The sequence below is a fragment of the Streptomyces sp. NPDC104307 genome, assembly GCF_055584045.1.
Genome location: NZ_JBVJMU010000020.1, coordinates 126,084 through 143,326 on the forward strand (window position 1 = coordinate 126,084; position 17,243 = coordinate 143,326).

General features: G+C 72.4%; 15 protein-coding genes. 5 read left to right on the plus strand and 10 right to left on the minus strand.

What is annotated here, in order from left to right; translation table 11 throughout:
• Positions 1–22: 22 nt before the first annotated feature.
• Complete coding sequence (locus tag ACZ601_RS34405) at positions 23–679, minus strand: GntR family transcriptional regulator (protein ID WP_469545225.1); 657 nt, start codon at positions 677–679, stop codon at positions 23–25.
• Between the two features lie 265 nt (positions 680–944).
• Between ACZ601_RS34405 and ACZ601_RS34410 the strand changes: the two genes are divergently transcribed.
• On the plus strand, positions 945–2,168 hold the full coding sequence (locus tag ACZ601_RS34410; RefSeq protein ID WP_469545281.1) for an MFS transporter: 1,224 nt from the start codon (positions 945–947) through the stop codon (positions 2,166–2,168).
• Here ACZ601_RS34410 and ACZ601_RS34415 read toward each other — a convergent pair.
• Together ACZ601_RS34415 and ACZ601_RS34420 are read right to left on the minus strand one after the other, a co-directional pair.
• The gene (locus tag ACZ601_RS34415; RefSeq protein ID WP_469545227.1) at positions 2,151–3,332 is read right to left on the minus strand and encodes a hypothetical protein; all 1,182 of its coding nucleotides are present in this window, start codon (positions 3,330–3,332) and stop codon (positions 2,151–2,153) included. The genes ACZ601_RS34410 and ACZ601_RS34415 overlap by 18 nt on opposite strands.
• Positions 3,329–4,288, minus strand: a complete 960-nt coding sequence (locus ACZ601_RS34420) for a 5-dehydro-4-deoxyglucarate dehydratase (RefSeq protein ID WP_469545228.1) — start codon at positions 4,286–4,288, stop codon at positions 3,329–3,331. Before ACZ601_RS34420 ends, ACZ601_RS34415 begins: the two co-directional genes overlap by 4 nt.
• Before the next feature lie 631 nt (positions 4,289–4,919).
• Here ACZ601_RS34420 and ACZ601_RS34425 point away from each other — a divergent pair.
• Both ACZ601_RS34425 and ACZ601_RS34430 read left to right on the plus strand, forming a co-directional pair.
• Entirely contained in the window at positions 4,920–5,729 is an 810-nt protein-coding gene (locus ACZ601_RS34425) for an NAD-dependent epimerase/dehydratase family protein (protein ID WP_440575758.1), read from the plus strand.
• 109 nt (positions 5,730–5,838) lie between these two features.
• Positions 5,839–7,047, plus strand: coding sequence for a TerD family protein (locus tag ACZ601_RS34430; RefSeq protein ID WP_469545283.1), 1,209 nt, complete (start codon positions 5,839–5,841; stop codon positions 7,045–7,047).
• 113 nt (positions 7,048–7,160) lie between these two features.
• Here the strand turns inward: ACZ601_RS34430 and ACZ601_RS34435 are convergent, their stop codons facing one another.
• The 4 genes from ACZ601_RS34435 to ACZ601_RS34450 all read right to left on the minus strand — a co-directional run bounded on the left by ACZ601_RS34435 (position 7,161) and on the right by ACZ601_RS34450 (position 11,736).
• Positions 7,161–7,391 (minus strand): hypothetical protein, encoded by a 231-nt coding sequence (locus tag ACZ601_RS34435; RefSeq protein ID WP_037711258.1) that lies wholly within the window; start codon positions 7,389–7,391, stop codon positions 7,161–7,163.
• A 320-nt stretch (positions 7,392–7,711) separates the two neighbouring features.
• Positions 7,712–9,205 carry an alkaline phosphatase PhoX gene (locus ACZ601_RS34440; RefSeq protein WP_469545231.1) on the minus strand — a complete coding sequence of 498 codons (1,494 nt, stop codon included), beginning with the start codon at positions 9,203–9,205 and terminating at the stop codon, positions 7,712–7,714.
• A gap of 155 nt (positions 9,206–9,360) precedes the next feature.
• The gene (locus ACZ601_RS34445) at positions 9,361–10,854 is read right to left on the minus strand and encodes a hypothetical protein (protein WP_469545233.1); all 1,494 of its coding nucleotides are present in this window, start codon (positions 10,852–10,854) and stop codon (positions 9,361–9,363) included.
• Positions 10,855–11,019: 165 nt separating this feature from the next.
• A complete protein-coding gene (locus tag ACZ601_RS34450; protein ID WP_469545235.1) occupies positions 11,020–11,736 on the minus strand; it encodes an antibiotic biosynthesis monooxygenase in 717 nt (238 codons plus the stop codon).
• A gap of 161 nt (positions 11,737–11,897) precedes the next feature.
• On the opposite strand from ACZ601_RS34450, the gene ACZ601_RS34455 reads away from it, so the two are divergent.
• On the plus strand, positions 11,898–13,016 hold the full coding sequence (locus ACZ601_RS34455) for a lipid II:glycine glycyltransferase FemX (protein WP_469545237.1): 1,119 nt from the start codon (positions 11,898–11,900) through the stop codon (positions 13,014–13,016).
• 118 nt (positions 13,017–13,134) lie between these two features.
• On the opposite strand, the gene ACZ601_RS34460 is transcribed toward ACZ601_RS34455, so the two are convergent.
• A complete protein-coding gene (locus tag ACZ601_RS34460) occupies positions 13,135–13,752 on the minus strand; it encodes a DUF4232 domain-containing protein (RefSeq protein ID WP_469545239.1) in 618 nt (205 codons plus the stop codon).
• Positions 13,753–13,946: 194 nt separating this feature from the next.
• Between ACZ601_RS34460 and dapA the strand changes: the two genes are divergently transcribed.
• Positions 13,947–14,858 (plus strand): 4-hydroxy-tetrahydrodipicolinate synthase, encoded by a 912-nt coding sequence (dapA, locus tag ACZ601_RS34465; RefSeq protein ID WP_469545241.1) that lies wholly within the window; start codon positions 13,947–13,949, stop codon positions 14,856–14,858.
• 10 nt (positions 14,859–14,868) lie between these two features.
• Here the strand turns inward: dapA and dapD are convergent, their stop codons facing one another.
• The gene (gene dapD, locus ACZ601_RS34470) at positions 14,869–15,858 is read right to left on the minus strand and encodes a 2,3,4,5-tetrahydropyridine-2,6-dicarboxylate N-succinyltransferase (RefSeq protein WP_073735354.1); all 990 of its coding nucleotides are present in this window, start codon (positions 15,856–15,858) and stop codon (positions 14,869–14,871) included.
• A 9-nt stretch (positions 15,859–15,867) separates the two neighbouring features.
• Positions 15,868–17,121: an MFS transporter gene (locus ACZ601_RS34475; RefSeq protein ID WP_469545243.1), complete on the minus strand. Its 1,254-nt coding sequence runs from the start codon at positions 17,119–17,121 to the stop codon at positions 15,868–15,870.
• Positions 17,122–17,243: the final 122 nt, after the last annotated feature.

Sequence of the window (17,243 nt, forward strand, 5' to 3'; positions counted from 1 at the left end):
CTTTCCTCGGTGTGCCGGTGGTTCACGCCGCGCCGCCCCCGTCCTCTTCGTCGGGGAAGGCGCGGCGGACGAACGACGCGATGTGGTCGTGCAGGGCGCCGGCCGCCGCGTCCGCGTCGTCGGCCAGCGCGAGCCGCAGGATCTCCCGGTGCTCGGCCGCCTCCCGCTCCCAGGACGGGATCGTCGCCCAGGCGACGGTCGACACGAGGGCCGCCTGGTCGCGGACCTCGTCGAGCATCCGCGACAGCAGCGGGTTGCCGCACGGCAGGTAGAGCGCCCGGTGGAAGTCCCGGTTGGCGAGCGACCTGTCCGCCTTGTCACCGGCCGAGTCGGCGCGCTCCAGGGCCTCCTGGGCCGCGTCGAGCGAGGCCTTGCGGGTGATGGAGCGGCGCAGCGCCTCCGGTTCGAGCAGCAGCCGCACGTCGTACACCTCCCTGGCCATGGTCGCGTCGACCAGGCGCACGGTCACGCCCTTGTACTGGCTCATGACGACGAGTCCGGTACCGGCCAGGGTCTTGAGCGCCTCACGGACGGGGGTCTTCGAGACTCCGAACTGCGCGGCCAGCTCGGTCTCCACGAGCGCCTGCCCTGGTCTCAGCTGCGCCGTGAGGATCGCGTGCTTGATCGCCTCCAGCACGTACTGGGTGCGGGACGGAATCGGGGTGGGCGCAAAGGTCATGGGTGAAGGGCTCTCACATCTCGCGTATCGCGTCTCATATATGACGTACGAAGTACGACGCGATGAAGCTAGAGGCGCCAGGAATGTTTCGTCAACGCTTCCGGCAGAAGAACTTCGCCGGACTACGACGTGTGCCCTACACCGATCCCGGCGGCGGCCCGCCCCGCCGTACGGCGTACGGCATCCTCCCGATGCCCCGGCGCTGCCTCAACCGCCAGCCTGACCGCACAACACACGTGCAGGTCAGGGAGGTTCGGTGGGCACGATGACGGGTTCCGCGACGAGACGGGTACTGGGCGACCGGACGGCAGGGTTGTTCCTGGCGGCGGTCGTCGTCTCCGGATTCGGCAGCTCCGCGATGTCGCTCGCGGCCGGGATCTGGGTCAAGTCCCTGACGGGCTCCGACAGTCTGGCCGCGCTCGCCCTGTTCACCGTCTGGCTGCCGGTGCTCTTCGGCCCGGTCCTGGGCTCGTTGGCCGACCGGCTGCCCAGAAAGCCGCTGCTGGTCTGGTCGAACGTCGTCATGGCCCTGCTGCTGACCACCCTGACCGCGGTGGACTCGGCAGGCCGGGGCTGGATCCTGTTCGCGGTGCTCATGGCCTACGGGACGAGCTCGGTGCTGATGGACTCGGCGGAGACGGCGCTGGTCGCGGGGGCCGTGGACGCCCGGCTGCTGGGCGACTTCAACGGACTGCGGATGATGGCGAACGAGGGCATGAAGCTGGTGGCCCCGCTCACCGGAGCGGCCCTCTTCACCCGGTTCGGCGGCGTATCCGTGGCCCTGCTGGACGCGGCCTCCTTCGCGCTGGCCGCCGGGCTCTACGGACTGCTGCGGGTACAACAGGCATCCCCGGCGACGACCGGCGCGGGCGGCTGGACCGCCGGGGTGCGGCAGGTGTGGGGTTCGCCCGTACTGCGGCCGCTGGTGCTCGCCGGATCGGTCACGATGCTGTGCGCCGGGCTCAACGGGGCGACGCTGTACGCCGTCGTGGACCGGGTCCTCGGCCACTCCCCCGCGTACGCGGGTGTGCTCTCCATGGCGCAGGGCGTCGGGTCCGTCGCGGTCGGGCTGCTGGCCGGGCCGCTGCTGCGACGGCTGCCGGAACGGGTGTTCACCTCGGCGGGCATCGCCCTGTTCGGGGTGGCGGTGGGGCTGCGCGCGGTGCCGTACGACGCGGTGGCGCTGCTGGCGTGCGGGCTGATCGGGGCCGGGCTGCCCTGTGTGCTGATCGCCGCGATGACGGCGGTGCAGCGAGAGACGCCGGACGCGCTGCTGGGGCGCACGGCGGCGACCGCCGGCACGCTGATGTTCGCGCCCAACGCGGTGGCGCTGGCGCTGGGCGCGGGGCTCGTCGCGGTGGTGGACGTGCGGGTGCTGCTGCCGCTGGTGGGCGCGGTGGCGCTGGCGGCGGCGGTGGTCCTGGTCACGGGCCGGCGGACAGGCCCCACGGCCCCCGCCGGCCCGCTCCCGTCATCGGCCGAGGCGTGAGAGCGCTCCGGCGACGGCCTCCAGGTCCGGATCGGAGGCCAGCCCCGCGTGGTACAGCCGCAGTTGGTTCGCCCCGAGCGAGAGCGCGTGCCGCGCGTCGCGCTCCAGGGTGTCCGGGCTGCCGCCCATCCCCCGCACCACGGTGAGGTTGGCCGCGAGGACGCCCGCACGTCCGCCGAACGGGCCGAGCACGGCCTCGCGCGCCGCGTCGGTCCCGGTGCACGGCAGCACCACGCCGTCCGCCACGGACAGGATGTGCTCCGGGTCCACGCCCACGTTCGCACCCGAGCGGTGCGGCGCGGGGTCGGCGTGCAGCAGCACCTGGAAGCCGGGGGCGGCCGCCGCCGCCCGTACCGCGCCGACCACCGACTCCTGGAGCCCGCGGGCCACCTCGGTGCGCCACCGGAGGGTGGCCGCCGCGAGGTCCGCGCCGAGGAGCTTCTCGACGCCGGACCAGCCGGTTTCCGGCGATCCGGTACCGGACCAGGCCGGCTCCAGCGCCCGGCGTACCGCCCGGCCCAGCTCGTCGGCGTCCAGCTCCTGGCCCGCGTACCCGGTCCGGCAGTCGGGGCAGAAGCAGAGCGACATCAGGTACTGCGCCGCGTCACCGAGGCCGACGCCCGCGATCTTGTCGTGGGCGTGCAGATGCGCGAAGCCGTACCAGCCGCAGGACTCCAGCTCGGTGCCGTGCGTACCGCCGCGCACCGCAGCCTCCGCCGCCAGCTCCACCAGGTAGTCGCGGACGGCGGACTGTGCGATGCACGGGGCCCACGGGTAGCGGTCGCCGTAGGCATTGACCACGCAGGTGTCCGGGTTCTCCGCGCCCAGCCGGGAGTTGTGCGCCAGCACCACCCAGCTGTGCACCTGGAGCCCGGCACCGGCCAGCGCCTGCGCGGCCTCCGCGTAGGGATCGTCGGACGCCACCCAGGACTGCGTGTGGGGCCGAAGCCGGCGCCCCTCCCACCGTCCGGGCTCCGGCGGGTAGAGCACCGCCGCGTGCTCGGCCGTGACGATGCGGTGGCCGGGGTGACGCGGGGTCAGCGCCCGGGTGGAGTGGTAGGCGGCGGCGAGCGTCACCTGCTGGACGCCGAGGTCAGCGACGCGGGCGGCCGCGTCCGGGTCCCCGACGATGTCCCAGGGATACAGGAAGGCGGAGGTCCTCACCCGCGCTCCCCGGTGACGCCCCGCTCCAGCAGCGCGCGGCCGCTCGCGATGATCCCGGTCAGCTCCTCGATGTGCGCGGCCGGCGGCTCGGTGAGCGGGCTGCGCACCTGGCCGACGTCCAGGCCCTGGAGCCGGACGGCCGCCTTGACCAGCGATACCGCGTACCCCCGGCCCTTGGACCGGAGCTCGACGAGCGGCCGGTAGAAGTGGTCGAGCAGCGCGTTGACGAGGTCGTCGTCGCCCGCTTCCAGGGCCCGGTAGAAGGCCAGCGCGATATCGGGTGCGAAGGCGAAGACGGCGGAGGAGTAGAGCGTGACGCCGATGCCCCGGTAGGCGAGACCGGTGAGCTCGGCGGTGGGCAGCCCGTTGAAGTACAGGAAGTCCCGGCCGGGCAGTCCGGTGCGGACGGCGCTGACGATGCGCTGCATCAGGTCGAGGTCGCCGTAGCCGTCCTTGAGGCCGATGATCCCCGGTGTCTGCGCCAGCGCGAGAACGGTCTGCGGGGTGAAGACGGCGTTGTCGCGCTGGTAGACGATCGTCTCCAGCCCGGTGGCGGCGGCGAGCGCCGTGTAGTGGGCCAGCAAGCCCTCCTGGTCGGCCACGACCAGGTACGGCGGCATGGCGAGGAGCCCGTCCGCGCCCGCCTCCTCCGCGAGCTTCGCGAACTGGACCGCGAGCGCGGTGCCGTATCCGGCGCCCGCCACGACGGGCACCTGGCCGGCCGTCTCCTTGACGGCCGCGGCGACGACGAGCTGGAACTCCTCGGGCGTCAGGGCGTGGAACTCACCGGTCCCGCAGCAGGCGAAGACGGCGGCCGCACCGGCGTCGATGCCCTTGCGCACATGCGCGCGGAAGACATCGAGGTCGACGGAACCGTCGGGTCCGTAAGGGGTGACGGGGAAGAAGAGCGGCCCGGCGACAGCGGTGAGTCGGGCGGCAAGAGGGGCTGAGGTCACGGGCGCTCCCTGAGCAGGTTCAGGCGTGCACAATTCTGATCGGCGTCCATATTCATGAACGCTCCTACGCTAAGGCAGTGTCTTGGCGCGGGTCAAGATGAGTTGCGGGTACTCCGCGTTGCGGGTGCGCCTGTCCGGTGGGTGGGGGGCGGTGCCCCTCCGGGGCGTCTCCTCAAAAATGGCGTGTTCACCCGGGTACGTGAGGGACCCGGGTCGTACGCCATTTTCTGCGGGGACTCCCCTGCACGTCCCCACCCCAGGCCCAGTCGCGTCTGCACACCGGCCGGAGTGCTGTCGCAGACGCGGGACGGGCGGGTTCGGGGGCGTGCAGGGGAGTCCCCGCAGAACGACGAACACAGACCCGGGTCCGCTACGGACCCCCCGCACGTTCGTCGTTTGAGGAGACGCCCCGGAGGGACCACGAACCCCCACCCACCGGACAGGGCGCACCCGCACCCGGCGGAGCACCCGCACAAACAAGCCCGTCCGGCGATTGAGGACGGAACCCCGCACCAAGGACCCGGGCACCCCTTGACGCACCCCCACCCCGCTCCATAACTTGTCCACGCATGTGAACCCCACCCAAGGACCCGGCGAGCGAAGCCGCCCCCCGTACCGAGGAGATCCGCGTATGCCCGCCCCCCGCACCGTCCTGCTCACCGGCGCCGCCGGCGGACTCGGCACCCTCATGCGCGGACTGCTGCCCGCCCACGGCTACCGGCTGCGCCTGCTCGACATGGTCCCCATCGAGGGCGAGCCGGACGCCATCACCGCCGACCTGGGCGACACGGAGGCGTTGCGCGAGGCGGTGCGGGGCGTCGACGCGATCATCCACCTCGCGGGCATCTCGCTGGAAGCCTCGTTCGACAAGATTCTCCGGGCGAACATCGAAGGCACCTACAACCTCTACGAGGCCGCGCTCGCGGAGGGCGTGCGGCGGATCGTGTTCGCCTCCTCCAACCACGCCGTCGGGTTCACCCCCCGCCCGCTCCCGGGCGACCCGCTGATCCCGATCGGGACCCCGCGCCGACCGGACACGTTCTACGGGCTCTCCAAGTCCTTCGGTGAGGATCTCGCCCAGCTCTACTGGGACCGGCACGGCCTGGAGACCGTCTCCGTGCGCATCGGCTCCTGTTTCCCGGAGCCGACCTCCGTACGGATGCTCTCGGTGTGGATGAGCCCCGGCGACGGCGCCCGGCTCTTCGACGCCGCGCTCACGGCGGAGAACGTCGGGCACACCGTCATCCACGGCTCGTCCGACAACACCCGGCTCTGGTGGGACCTCACCTCGGCGCGCTCGCTCGGCTACGAGCCGAGGGACGACTCGGAGCCGTACGCGGCGAAGCTCATCGCCGAGCAGGGCGAACTCGACCCGGACAACCCGGACCACGCCCACCTCGGCGGCCACTTCTGCACCAACCCGCCGATCTGGCCGCACTGAGCACGGCAGACGCGACAGACGCGGCAGACGCGGCCGCCGTACGGGCGAAGCCGCCCAAAGGTAAGGGAACGGCAAAGCCGGGTCATTCGTTACCTCCGACATGACCGCTATGACACCTGGCTCGAACATCCCTCTCTCCGCCCCCCGCGTGGCGGTGGACGTCGCCGCTCCGGTGCGGCTCGACGTATCGGGCCTGCTGCTCACCGCCGACGGCAAGGTGCGCTCCGACGACGACTTCATCTTCTACAACCAGCCCACGGGCCCCGGTGTGGCCTACCGTTCCGGCGGCGGCACCGCGCCCGACGCGATCGTGGTCGACACCGCTGCCGTGCCGTCCGGGATCGAGAAGATCGTCATCACCGCGAGCCCGGACGGGGCGGGCCAGACCTTCCAGGGCATCGAGCCCACCGCCACCGTGCGCAACGCGGACGACGGCAGCGTGCTCGCCACCTTCACCCCGCCCCAGCTGAGCGCGGAGACCGCGCTCGTGGTCATCGAGGTCTACCGGCGCGGCGGCGCCTGGAAGGCCCGTGCGGTCGGTCAGGGCTATGCCAACGGGCTGGCCGGCATCGCCACCGACTTCGGCGTCTCCGTCGAGGACGAGCCCGCCGCCGCGCCCGCGCCTGTGGCGCCCCCGGTGCCCGCCGCCGCCCCGGTGGACCCGAGGCTGGTCGCCCCGCCGGCGCCCGCCGCCCCGCCCGCCGCCCCGCCGGCAGCTCCTCCGGTGGCTCCGGCCACGGGCCGGATCAACCTGGACAAGGGCCGGGTCAGCCTGCAGAAGAACCAGACGGTGTCGCTGGTCAAGGGCGGCAAGCCGCTGCTCTCGCAGGTCAAGATGGGCCTCGGCTGGGAGCCCGCGTTCCGGGGCAAGGACATCGACCTGGACGCGTCGGTGATCGCCTACGGGCCGGACCGCAACCACCTGGACAGCTGCTACTTCGGCAAGCTCTCCATCCTGAACGGCGCCATCAAGCACTCGGGCGACAACCTCACGGGCGAGGGCGCGGGGGACGACGAGATGATCGTCGTCGATCTGGGCCGGATCCCGGCGGAGGCGACGGGCCTGGTCTTCACGGTCAACTCGTTCACCGGCCAGAAGTTCACCGAGGTGGCCAAGGCCTACTGCCGGCTGATCGACGCGGCCACCGGCGAGGAGCTGGTCCGCTTCGACCTGACGAGCGCGGAGCCGCAGACCGGCGTGATCATGGCCAAGCTGATCAAGCAGTTCTCCGGCGAGTGGGAGATGACCGCGGTGGGCGACTTCGTGAAGTCGCGCACCGTCCGGGGCATGGTCAAGCCCGCCGCCCAGTCGCTCTGATCACCCGAGGGGAACGGCTTCAGGGGCACCCGGCTGGTGCGGGTGCCCCTGAAGGCCGTCCGTAAGGAAACGTGGAGGAGTACGGCGGACGCGGCGCGTGCTCGTCGCTTCTCTCAGAGCTTGGTCAGCTTGGAGTACGGGCTCAGGATCCTCCCCTGTCGCCCCGAGAAGTCGATGAGCACTGCGTCGTTGTCGCCCTCGACAGCAAGGACTCGGCCGAGTCCGAACTGGTCGTGCGACACCCTGTCGCCCACATCGAACAATTCGACCGGTGGGGCCGCCTGGGCCGGGCGGTTGAAGGGACTGGAAGGCAGGTGACGCCGGGATCCGGCTGACTGTTTCATTACCTTGAGTATGCGCCCTGGAAACGCCGGACGCCATGCCCGACCGCTCCTGGAGCCCCACTGATGCCGGATTCGTAATCAGCGATTCCGCGCCCGGCGGGCCTCCTGTCCCGCTCCCGGCAAGGGCACCACGCCGAAGCACGCCCCTCGCACGACCCCCGGGGATGTGGCGCTTATCCCTTTCCGACATGGGACGCCGGCGCCGGTCCACCGGCCGCGAGGTCCGCACGCACCCCGCACCCCCGCCGGGCCGGTGCCACGCCGCGATGTCCCTCTGCCGGAGGACACCGGCACGGCCCGGCCCGGACCACTCGTACGTGTTATCGCTGCTCTCGCGGCTGACGCTTCCACGGGCCGGTGATGGCCACCATGATCCCGGGCGTCTGGATGTTGGCGAACAGCGTCTTCCCGTCGGGCGAGAACGTGACGCCGGTGAACTCGCTGTACTCCGGGTCCTCCTCGGTCCCGGCGTTCAGCTCGTTGCGCGCGATGGGGTAGGTGCGGCCGCTCTCGGTGGCCCCGAAGAGGTGCTGCACGCCCTCGCCGTCCTCGGCGATCACCAGGCCGCCGTACGGCGAGACGGTGATGTTGTCCGGGCCGTCGAAGGCGCCGTCCTTCGACGGGTCGGCGTTGACGCCGAGCAGCACCTTCAGCGTCAGGGTGCGGCGCTTCGGGTCGTAGAACCAGACCTGGCCGTCGTGCTGGACCGGGCTCTCGTCACGGGCGAACGAGGAGACGATGTAGGCGCCGCCATCCCCCCACCACATGCCTTCGAGCTTGCGGGCGCGGGTGATGTCCTTGTCACCGAACTGCTTGCGCACCGAGACGGTCTTCGCGTCCCGGTCGGGGACGTCGACCCAGTCCACGCCGTACACGGTGCCGATCTTCGTGGCGCGCGAGAGGTCGTCGACGAACCGGCCGCCGCGGTCGAAGCACTTGGTGGCCTGGAGGACCCCGGCGTCGGCGGCGAGCGTGCGCAGCTTGCCGTGGCCGTGCCTGAAGCCGTGCGGCGGGACCCAGCGGTAGAGCAGTCCGTTGGGGCCGGACGCGTCCTCGGTCAGGTAGGCGTGGCCCTGCTTGGGGTCGATGACGACGGCCTCGTGGGCGTACCGGCCGAACGCCTTGATGGGGCGGGGGTCGCGGTTGGCGCGCTTGTCGTACGGGTCGACCTCGAAGACGTAGCCGTGGTCCTTGAGCAGACCGTTCTTCCCGGCCTTGTCCTCGGTCTCCTCGCAGGTGAGCCAGGTGCCCCACGGGGTGGCGCCGCCGGCGCAGTTGGTGGAGGTGCCGGCGATGCCGACCCACTCGGCGGTGCGGCCGTCGCGGCGGGTCTCCACGACGGTGCAGCCGCCGCCCGCGACCGCGTCGTAGACGAGACCGTCGGTGAGCGGGACCGGGTGCTCCCAGTCGGTGCGGACGCCGGCCAGCTCGTGGTTGTTCACCAGCAGGGTGACACCGCGCGCACCTTCGAAGGCGGCTGTGCCGTCGTGGTTGGAGGGGGTGTACTCACCGGTCTCCAGCTTGGTGACGCCGCTGTGGGTGATGACCTTGTACGAGAATCCGGCGGGCAGCGCAAGTATGCCCTTCGGGTCGGGGACGAGCGCCCCGTAGCCGGGCCCGTGGTCGTGCCCGTGCCCGCCGTGGCCGTGTCCGTCGTGGTCATGACCGTGGCCGTGGTCGTCGTGGCCGTGCTTCGAGTCCCCGGCGGCGAGGGCGCCGGGCGCGGTGGCCAGCGCGGCGACGGTTCCGGTGAGGGCGACGCCGGCACCGGTGAGGGCGGACTGTCTGGTGAATTCCCTGCGCGTGAAGGCCATCACGTACTCCTGGTGCAGCTGGGGCGGTAGCGGGCGGGATCACCGTCGCGCGCCTTCGCCAACACCAGTTGAACTGTGGACGGCTTTCAGGGAATGCGTTCCGTGAACTTCCCCGGGTGGCGGGGCCGTCCGCCCCGCCACCCACCGTCTCCCGCTCAGTTGCCGGAGCCGCCCCGGGACCGGGCCTTGAAGGCTGCCTTGCGGGCGGCCTTCGCCAGCTTCTTGTCGCTGTGCAGCCGGCCCATCGCCTCAAGGACGTCCGCCGTGGCCGGGTGGTCCACCCGCCACACCTCGTCGAAGAAGCCGCTGTGCTGGCCGGAGAGCCCCTCGACCAGGCCCTGGAGCTCGTCGAGATCGCCGTCCGCCTCCAGCTGCGCCGCGATCGTGTCGACGGCGAGCCAGAAGATCATCGGCTCCGGCGGCGCGGGCACGTCGGCGGCGCCCAGCTCCGCGAGCCAGACCCGGGCGAGGCCGCCCAGTTCCCCGTCGTCGAGCACGGCGCGCACGGCGGGCTCCGCCTCCGCGCCGACCAGGGCGAGCGCCTGCTGGCAGTGCAGCCGGCGCAGCGGTGCCTGCGGGTCCTCGCCGCGTGCGGCGTCCAGGAGCTCGGCGGCGGCCCCGCCCGCGCCGCGCCGGGCGAGCCAGAGCTGGACCTCGGCGCGGGCCGCGTCCTCCGGGTAGTACGCGATGCCGCCGAGGAGCGCGTCGGCGTCCTTGTCGACGAGGTCCCCGATGGCGGGGGCCTCCAGGCCCCCGTCCAGCATCCTGGACCGGATGCCGTACAGGCCGAGGGGGGTCAGCTTCACCATCCCGTACCGGGTGACGTCGTCGTCGTCGGCGGGCGGGGTGGCGTCCTCGCCCTCCTCGGCCAGCAGCGCCTCGTCCACCGGCTGGTACTCGACGATGCCGATGGGCTCCAGGACCCGGAACTGGTCGTCGAGGCGCATCATCGCGTCCGAGACCTGCTCCAGGATGTCGTCGGTGGGCTCCCCCATGTCGTCGGGCACGATCACCGACGCGGCGAGCGCGGGCAGCGGTACCGGCGCGTCGCCCGCGGCGCTGTCGGAGACGGTGAGCAGGTAGAGGTTGCCGAGCACCCCGTCGAGGAATTCGGCCTCGGCCTCCGGGTCCCAGTCCAGGGCGTCGAAGTCGATGGAGCCGTCCTCGCCGACGAGGTCCGCGAAGTCGTCGAAGAAGGGAGCGGTGGCGTCGGCGTGCGCGGCCTCCAGGCCGTCGAGCCAGATCGCCAGGACGTCCTGCGGTGATCCGCCGGTCAGCAACGCGAGGTTCTCGCCCGCCGTGACGGTGCCCTCCGCCTCGGGGCCTTCCTCGCCGGAACCGTCCTCCACCGCCGGGTCCGCACCGGGCTCCGGGTCCTCGACCTCGACGAGCCCGGTGTCGACGGCGAGCCGCCAGGCCTCGCTGGCCTCCGCCGCGCCGTCCTCGTCCGCGCTGAGGCCGAGGTGCTCGGCCGCCGCGGGCAGCTGCGCTTCGACGAGCTCGCCGCCGGCGCCCACCCTGGTGCCGGGCCCGGCCCAGCGGGCGAGCCGGACGGCGCGGGCGAGCAGCGGCGCGGCAAGCGCGTCCCGTGCCAGCTCGGCCTCGGTGTGCAGCCGTACCGGCGGCAGGGTGGGGCGCTCTGCGGACATCAGGGGGGTCTCCTAGGAACGGTTCGGGTCGTACGCGCCGCCGGGCGCGTACGGGGACAGGCGGCCCAAGCGTAGACGTATTTCGTCCTCCGCCGCCCGGTACCCGGACAGGTCCGCCGCGGCCCGCCCGCCGGTCCCACGCAACCGGTGTGCACGCCCGCGTGGTTACCGTGCGGGGACCGCCGGTCGCAGACTGAGCGCGGGGGTGTAGCGGTGCACACCGCCGCCGGTCACGCCGGGGTAGGCCTGTACCCGCTCCCACTGCGGCGTCCGCGAACCGACCCCGTTCCCGGGCGCGGCCAGCGCGTCGATGTGGGCCCGTGCGCTGACCCACTCCGCGTAATTGAGCACCCGGGTTCCGTCGGTGCTCACGTGGAAGTGTCCGGCGATACCGCCGGGCGCGGGCGCGGGGTCCGTCCCGAGGGCCTCGAACACGCCGTCCACCCAGTCGCGTTGGCGGGCGCCGTCCGCTCCCTCGAACTCGACGTCGACGGTCACGACGCACCCCGGCTCCCGGGCGTCGGACCCTTCGGGCGACGAGGAGCGGTACAGCTCGTACGTGTGCAGCCCGAGCCGTTCGATGCCCGGCACGGCCGCGTCGATGTCGGCGTTGCGCGCGTCCCGGCCGGTCCGGACGAAGGCCTGGTAGCTCTCCTCGTCCGACCACTGCGAGTAGTGCAGGAGCGTTCTGCCGTCCTCCCCCGCGCCGACCGAGTAGGAGAGCAGTCCGGGGTGCGGCCACTCCCGGCTCGCCCAGGCCTCCCGGATGGCCTCGACGGTCTGCCGCTGCCGCTCCGGTGTGCCGACGTCCCAGGTGCTCGCCTTGACGATCCCCGCGTCCGCTCGGGTGAAATCGGGCCGGGTCACGAATTCCACGCTCATGGCTGCTCCCCTCGCGGGCGCTCCCCTGCGGCTCGCCCGTGACAGCCACCCTGTTACGTCAAGTGCGCTTGAGGTCAACTACGGCCCGCGCTGTCGTCGTTAGGCTGACGAATCAGACATAACCGGACTCGGACCCAACCGGACAACGAACGGAGTACCGCATGTCGCTGCGAGTCGAGAGCATCACGCGCGAACAGCATCTGGCGTTCGTCGCGGGACGGGGTTCCGCGAGCCATATGCAGGTCCCGTCGTGGGGTGAGGTGAAGCCGGACTGGCGCGCGGAGAGCATCGGCTGGCTCGATGGCGGGGAGCTGCTCGGCGCGGCGCTGGTCCTGTACCGGCCGATCCCCCGGGTGAAGCGGTATCTGGCCTATCTGCCGGAGGGGCCGGTCATCCCGTGGCACGAGGGCGATCTGCGCCCCTGGCTGGATCCGCTGGTAGCGCACGTCAAGGCGCGCGGCGCGTTCACGGTACGGATGGGGCCTCCGGTGGTCGCCCGCCGCTGGGAGGCGCAGACCGTCAAGGACGCCATCCCCGATCCGGCCGCGCGCAGGCTGCGCGACGTCGAGCCGGACGTGTACGAGCCGGGCGCCGCCGAGCTGGTGGAGCAGCTGCGCCGGCTGGGCTGGCGGCAGGGCAAGGACGGGGACTCTGAGGGCTTCAGCGCCGGGCAGCCCCGGTACGTCTTCCAGGTGCCGTTCGCCGGAAGGTCGCTGGAGGAGGTCCGCGACGGGCTGAACCAGCAGTGGCGGCGCAACATCAAGAAGGCGGAGAAGGCGGGCGTCAAGGTGGTCGAGGGCGACCACGACGACCTTCCGGCCTTCTACGAGCTGTACCGCGAGACGGCCGAGCGCGACCGTTTCATCCCTCGCCCGCTCGACTACTTCCAGCGCATGTGGACCGCGCTGCGCGCCGAGGACCCCGGGCGGATGCGGCTGTACCTCGCGCACCACGACGGGGAGGTCCTCTCCGCGGCGACGATGCTGACGGTCGGAACGCACGTCTGGTACTCGTACGGCGCCTCCACCGGCCGCCGCCGCGAGGTGCAGCCCAGCAACGCGATCCAGTGGCGGATGATGAGCGACGCACACGAGCGGGGCGCGGCCGTCTACGACCTGCGCGGCATCACCGACACCCTCGACGAGAGCAACCATCTGATGGGCCTGCTGCGGTTCAAGGCGGGCACCGGCGGCCGGGCGGCCGAGTACGTCGGTGAGTGGGACTACCCGGTCAACAGGCTGCTGCACAAGGCGTTCGGCCTGTACATGGCCAGGCGCTGACGGCTGGGCCCACCGTGCCGGAATCCGGGGTGTGAACCTGCGTACCGCCACCCGCCAGGACCTGCCCGCCGTTCTCGCCCAGCCCGGCGAGGACCTCCGAACGGTCCCGGCGCGGTGGTCACCCGGGCGTCGGGGTGCGCCAGCCCGTCATGCTGAACTCGTCGAGCATCCGTACGTCGCTGCCCTCCAGCGGGAAGGTGCGCGCCTCCAGGCCCGGCGCCGGGGCGATCTCCAGCGCGTCGCCCTCGATCAGGTCGCCGCCGGTCGGGGTGGAGACCCAGGCCAGGAGCGACCGCATGGTCTTCCCGGGGGCCAGCATGACCTCTTCGGGGCCCTTGTCCTGGCCCATGTAGGACGAGCCCGGGTTCACCTTCACCGGCAGCGCGTCGCCGTTCTCGTCGAGCGCCTGGACCGAGGGGTAGCCGTCGACCCGGACGGGCTTGCCGCCGCAGTTGGTCAGGGTGAGTCCCACCGCGCGGTGGCCGAGGGCGGCCTCCACGGGGCCCATGTCCACGACGAGACCGGAGTCCGGGCAGCCGCCGGTGGCGGAGGGCGTGGGGCTCGGGCGGACGGACTCCCCGGGACGCACGGCGGGCGGGGACGCGATGGCGAGGGGGGACGGCGGGCTCACGTGCACGCCCGTGGATGCCGTGCGCGACGGGCTCGGGCCCGGCTCGCCCTCCCCCGCCGGTACGAGGAATCCCGCGCATCCGGACAGGGTGAGTGTTCCGGCCATGATCAGAGCTGCGGCGGCAGCTCCGCGTATCCCTGTCCCCGTCAGTCCCCGCACGCTCATGTTCCCGCCCCCAGGTCGGCCCGCCCCATGTGCGGCCGATCATGCCAGAGCACAGAATCGTTGAGCACTCCTTCACCTTCACCCGGAGAAGAACTAAGTAGACCTTCACGGTCTGCTGGGCGGACACTTCGGACATGACGTCTCCCGCAGCAACCCGGCCGCGCCCCTTCGGCAGCGCTCTCTGCGCCATGATCACCCCGTTCACCGCCGGTGGGGCCCTCGATCCGGACGCGGCCGCCGGGCACGCCCGCGCCCTGGTCGCGGACGGCTGCGACGGGCTGGTGCTCAGCGGCACCACCGGCGAGTCCCCGACCACCTCGGACGCGGAGAAGGCGACGCTGCTGCGCGCGGTGCGCGAGGCGGTCGGTCCGGACGTGCCGGTGATCGCGGGCATCGGCACCTCGGACACCCGGCACACCGTGGAACTGGCCCGGCAGGCGGAACGGGCGGGCGCCGACGGCCTGCTGGTCGTGACCCCGTACTACAGCCGGCCGCCGCAGGCCGCCGTCGAGGCGCACTTCAGGCGGGTCGCGGACGCGGCGGGCCTCCCGCTGATGCTGTACGACATCCCCGGCCGCACCGGCACCCGCATCGAGCCCGAGACGGTGCTGCGGCTGGCGGAGCACCCGCGCGTCGTGGCGGTGAAGGACTGCTCGCAGGACCTGCTGGGCGCGACGAAGGTGATCGCGGCCACCTCGCTCGCGTACTACTCGGGCTGCGAGGAGCTGAATCTGCCGCTGTACGCGGTGGGCGGCGCGGGGTACGTCAGCACGGTGGCCAACGTGGCGCCACGGGCGCTGCGGGCCGTCCTGGACGCGTTCGACGCCGGGGACACTGCGGGGGCGGCGCGGCTGAACGGGCTGCTGGCCCCGCTCGTCGAGCTGATGATGGCGTCCGGGCTGCCCGGCACGGTGACCGTGAAGGCGCTGCTGGACGCGGGGCCGGTCCGGGAACCGCTGCAGCCCGCCGGGCGCGAGGCGTCCGACGGGCTGCGGAGGGCGTACGAGGAACTCCTCGCCGCCGCTGCTCAGTTCATCGCTGCTTAGTCGTCGCTGCTCAGTCGTTGCTGTGCAGGACGTCGTTGAGGCCGTCCCAGACCGCGTTGTTCGGGCGGGCCTCCACGGTGCCGGTCACCGAGTTGCGGCGGAAGAGGATGTTCGAGGCGCCGGAGAGCTCGCGTGCCTTGACGACCTGGCCGTCCGGCAGCGTGACCCGGGTGCCCGCGGTGACGTACAGACCGGCCTCGACGACGCACTCGTCGCCCAGCGCGATCCCGACCCCGGCCTCCGCGCCGACCAGGCAGCGCTCACCGATCACGATGCGCTCCTTGCCACCGCCGGAGAGCGTGCCCATGGTGGACGCGCCGCCGCCGATGTCGGAGCCGTTGCCGACGACGACGCCCGCGGAGATCCGGCCCTCGACCATGGAGGTGCCGAGGGTGCCGGCGTTGAAGTTGACGAAGCCCTCGTGCATGACGGTGGTGCCGGAGGCGAGGTGCGCGCCGAGCCGCACCCGGTCGGCGTCGGCGATCCGGACGCCCTTGGGCGCGACGTAGTCCGTCATGCGCGGGAACTTGTCGACCGAGGTGACCTGGAGGTGCAGGCCCTCGGCGCGGGCGTTGAGCCGCACCTTCTCCAGGTCGTCGACGGCGACCGGGCCGAGCGAGGTCCAGGCCACGTTGGTGAGGAGGCCGAAGAGGCCGTCCAGGTTCTGGCCGTGCGGCTGGACGAGGCGGTGCGAGAGCAGGTGCAGTCGCAGGTAGGCATCGTGCGCGTCGAGCGGCTTGTCGTCGAGCGAGGCGATGACCGTGCGCACGGCGACGACCTCGACCCCGCGGCGGGCGTCCACGCCGATGGCCTTGGCGGCGCCCTCCCCGAGCAGGTTGACGGCGCGGTCGGGGGTGAGCCGCTCGGTTCCGGCCGGGCCGGGCTCCGCGGTGAGCTCGGGCGCGGGGAACCAGGTGTCGAGAACGGAACCGTCGCCTGCGATGGTGGCGAGTCCGGCGGCGACGGCGCCGGTGGTGCGGGTGGAAGTCGTGTCGGTCATGACCAGAACCTAACCGGCCGGGGCCCGCCCCGGCCAACCGGTCTCAGCGGCCGCCCCCGTCGCCGGGAGGGGCCTTGCGGGTTCACGCAGCCGCCGGGCCGCGAGCACGGCCACTCCGGCGCCGCAGGCCAGCACCGCGCAGGCGGGCCACAGGAGCGCGGGCGCGGTGGTGTAGAGCGCGCCGCCCAGCGGGGGTGCGAGCACCTGTCCGCTGATGGAGGCGCCCGCGTACAGGCTCTGGAACCGGCCCTGGGCGTGGGCGGGTGCCTGGTCCGCGACGTAGGCCGTGGCGGGGGTCTTGTAGAGGATCTCGCCCAGGGTCAGCGAGACCATCATCAGGACGGCGAACAGCACCCCCGCGCCGGGGATCAGCACCGCGTAGCCGGTCCCGACCAGCAGCAGTCCGGTGCCGACGACGGTGAGCGGCGCCCGGTCGCGCAGCGCGTGGGCGGCGGGGAGTTCGAGGCAGAGGATGACGCCGCCGTTGATGGCGATGAGCCAGCCGTAGAACTGGGTGCCGTGGCCGTGGTCGGCGAGGAAGACGGGCAGGGTGGAGTACTGCTGGCGGTAGACCAGGTCGACGCAGACGATCGCGGCGAGGAGCACCGGTACCGCGGGTCTGGCCCGCAGTTCGCTCCAGAGCCCGGGGGCGTCCGGGCGGTGCACGGGACGGGAGTGCGCGGTGCCCCGGGCGGGCAGGATCCGTGCCGCGTACGCGGCGTACAGCAGGGTGCCGACGCCGTCGATGACGAAGAGCCAGTCGTACGAGAAGCGGGCGGCGATCAGCGCGCCGAGCGGCGGTCCGACGGCGAAGCCGCCGTTACCGGCGAACCGGGTGAGGGCGAAGCTCTGGCGCCTGCGGCCTTCGGGGACGGAGACCGCGACGAGCGCGGCGTTCGCGGCGCGCACCACCCCGGTCGCGTACTGGGCGAGCGGGAGCACGCAGTACAGGGCGGGGAGCGGCAGCAGCGGGAGGCTGACGAGCACCACGCCGCTCGCGCAGGCGCCGGTCAGCAGCGCCCGGCGGTGCCCGTAGCGGTCACCGAACCAGCCGCCGGTGAAGTTGCCCGCGACGATTCCGGCCCCGCCGATGCCGCTGAGCACTCCGGCCTGGGCGACGGAGAGCCCGCGCGGTCCGGTCAGGTAGACGAAGAGGTAGACGAAGGTGAAGCTCACCACGCCGTTGAAGAACGCGCCGAGGGCCAGCAGCCGCACCGTGCGCGGCACCCCTCGCAGCATCCCCGTTCCGGTATCCGTCCCCATGCCGATCCCCGCCCCGTCGCCGTTTCCGCAGGCACTCCCAGTTAAGTTCCTTTTGGGAACGGACTATGGCAGCATGCTTTCCGCAGGTCAATCCAGTTGAATGGCCGTCCGACGCGACGGAG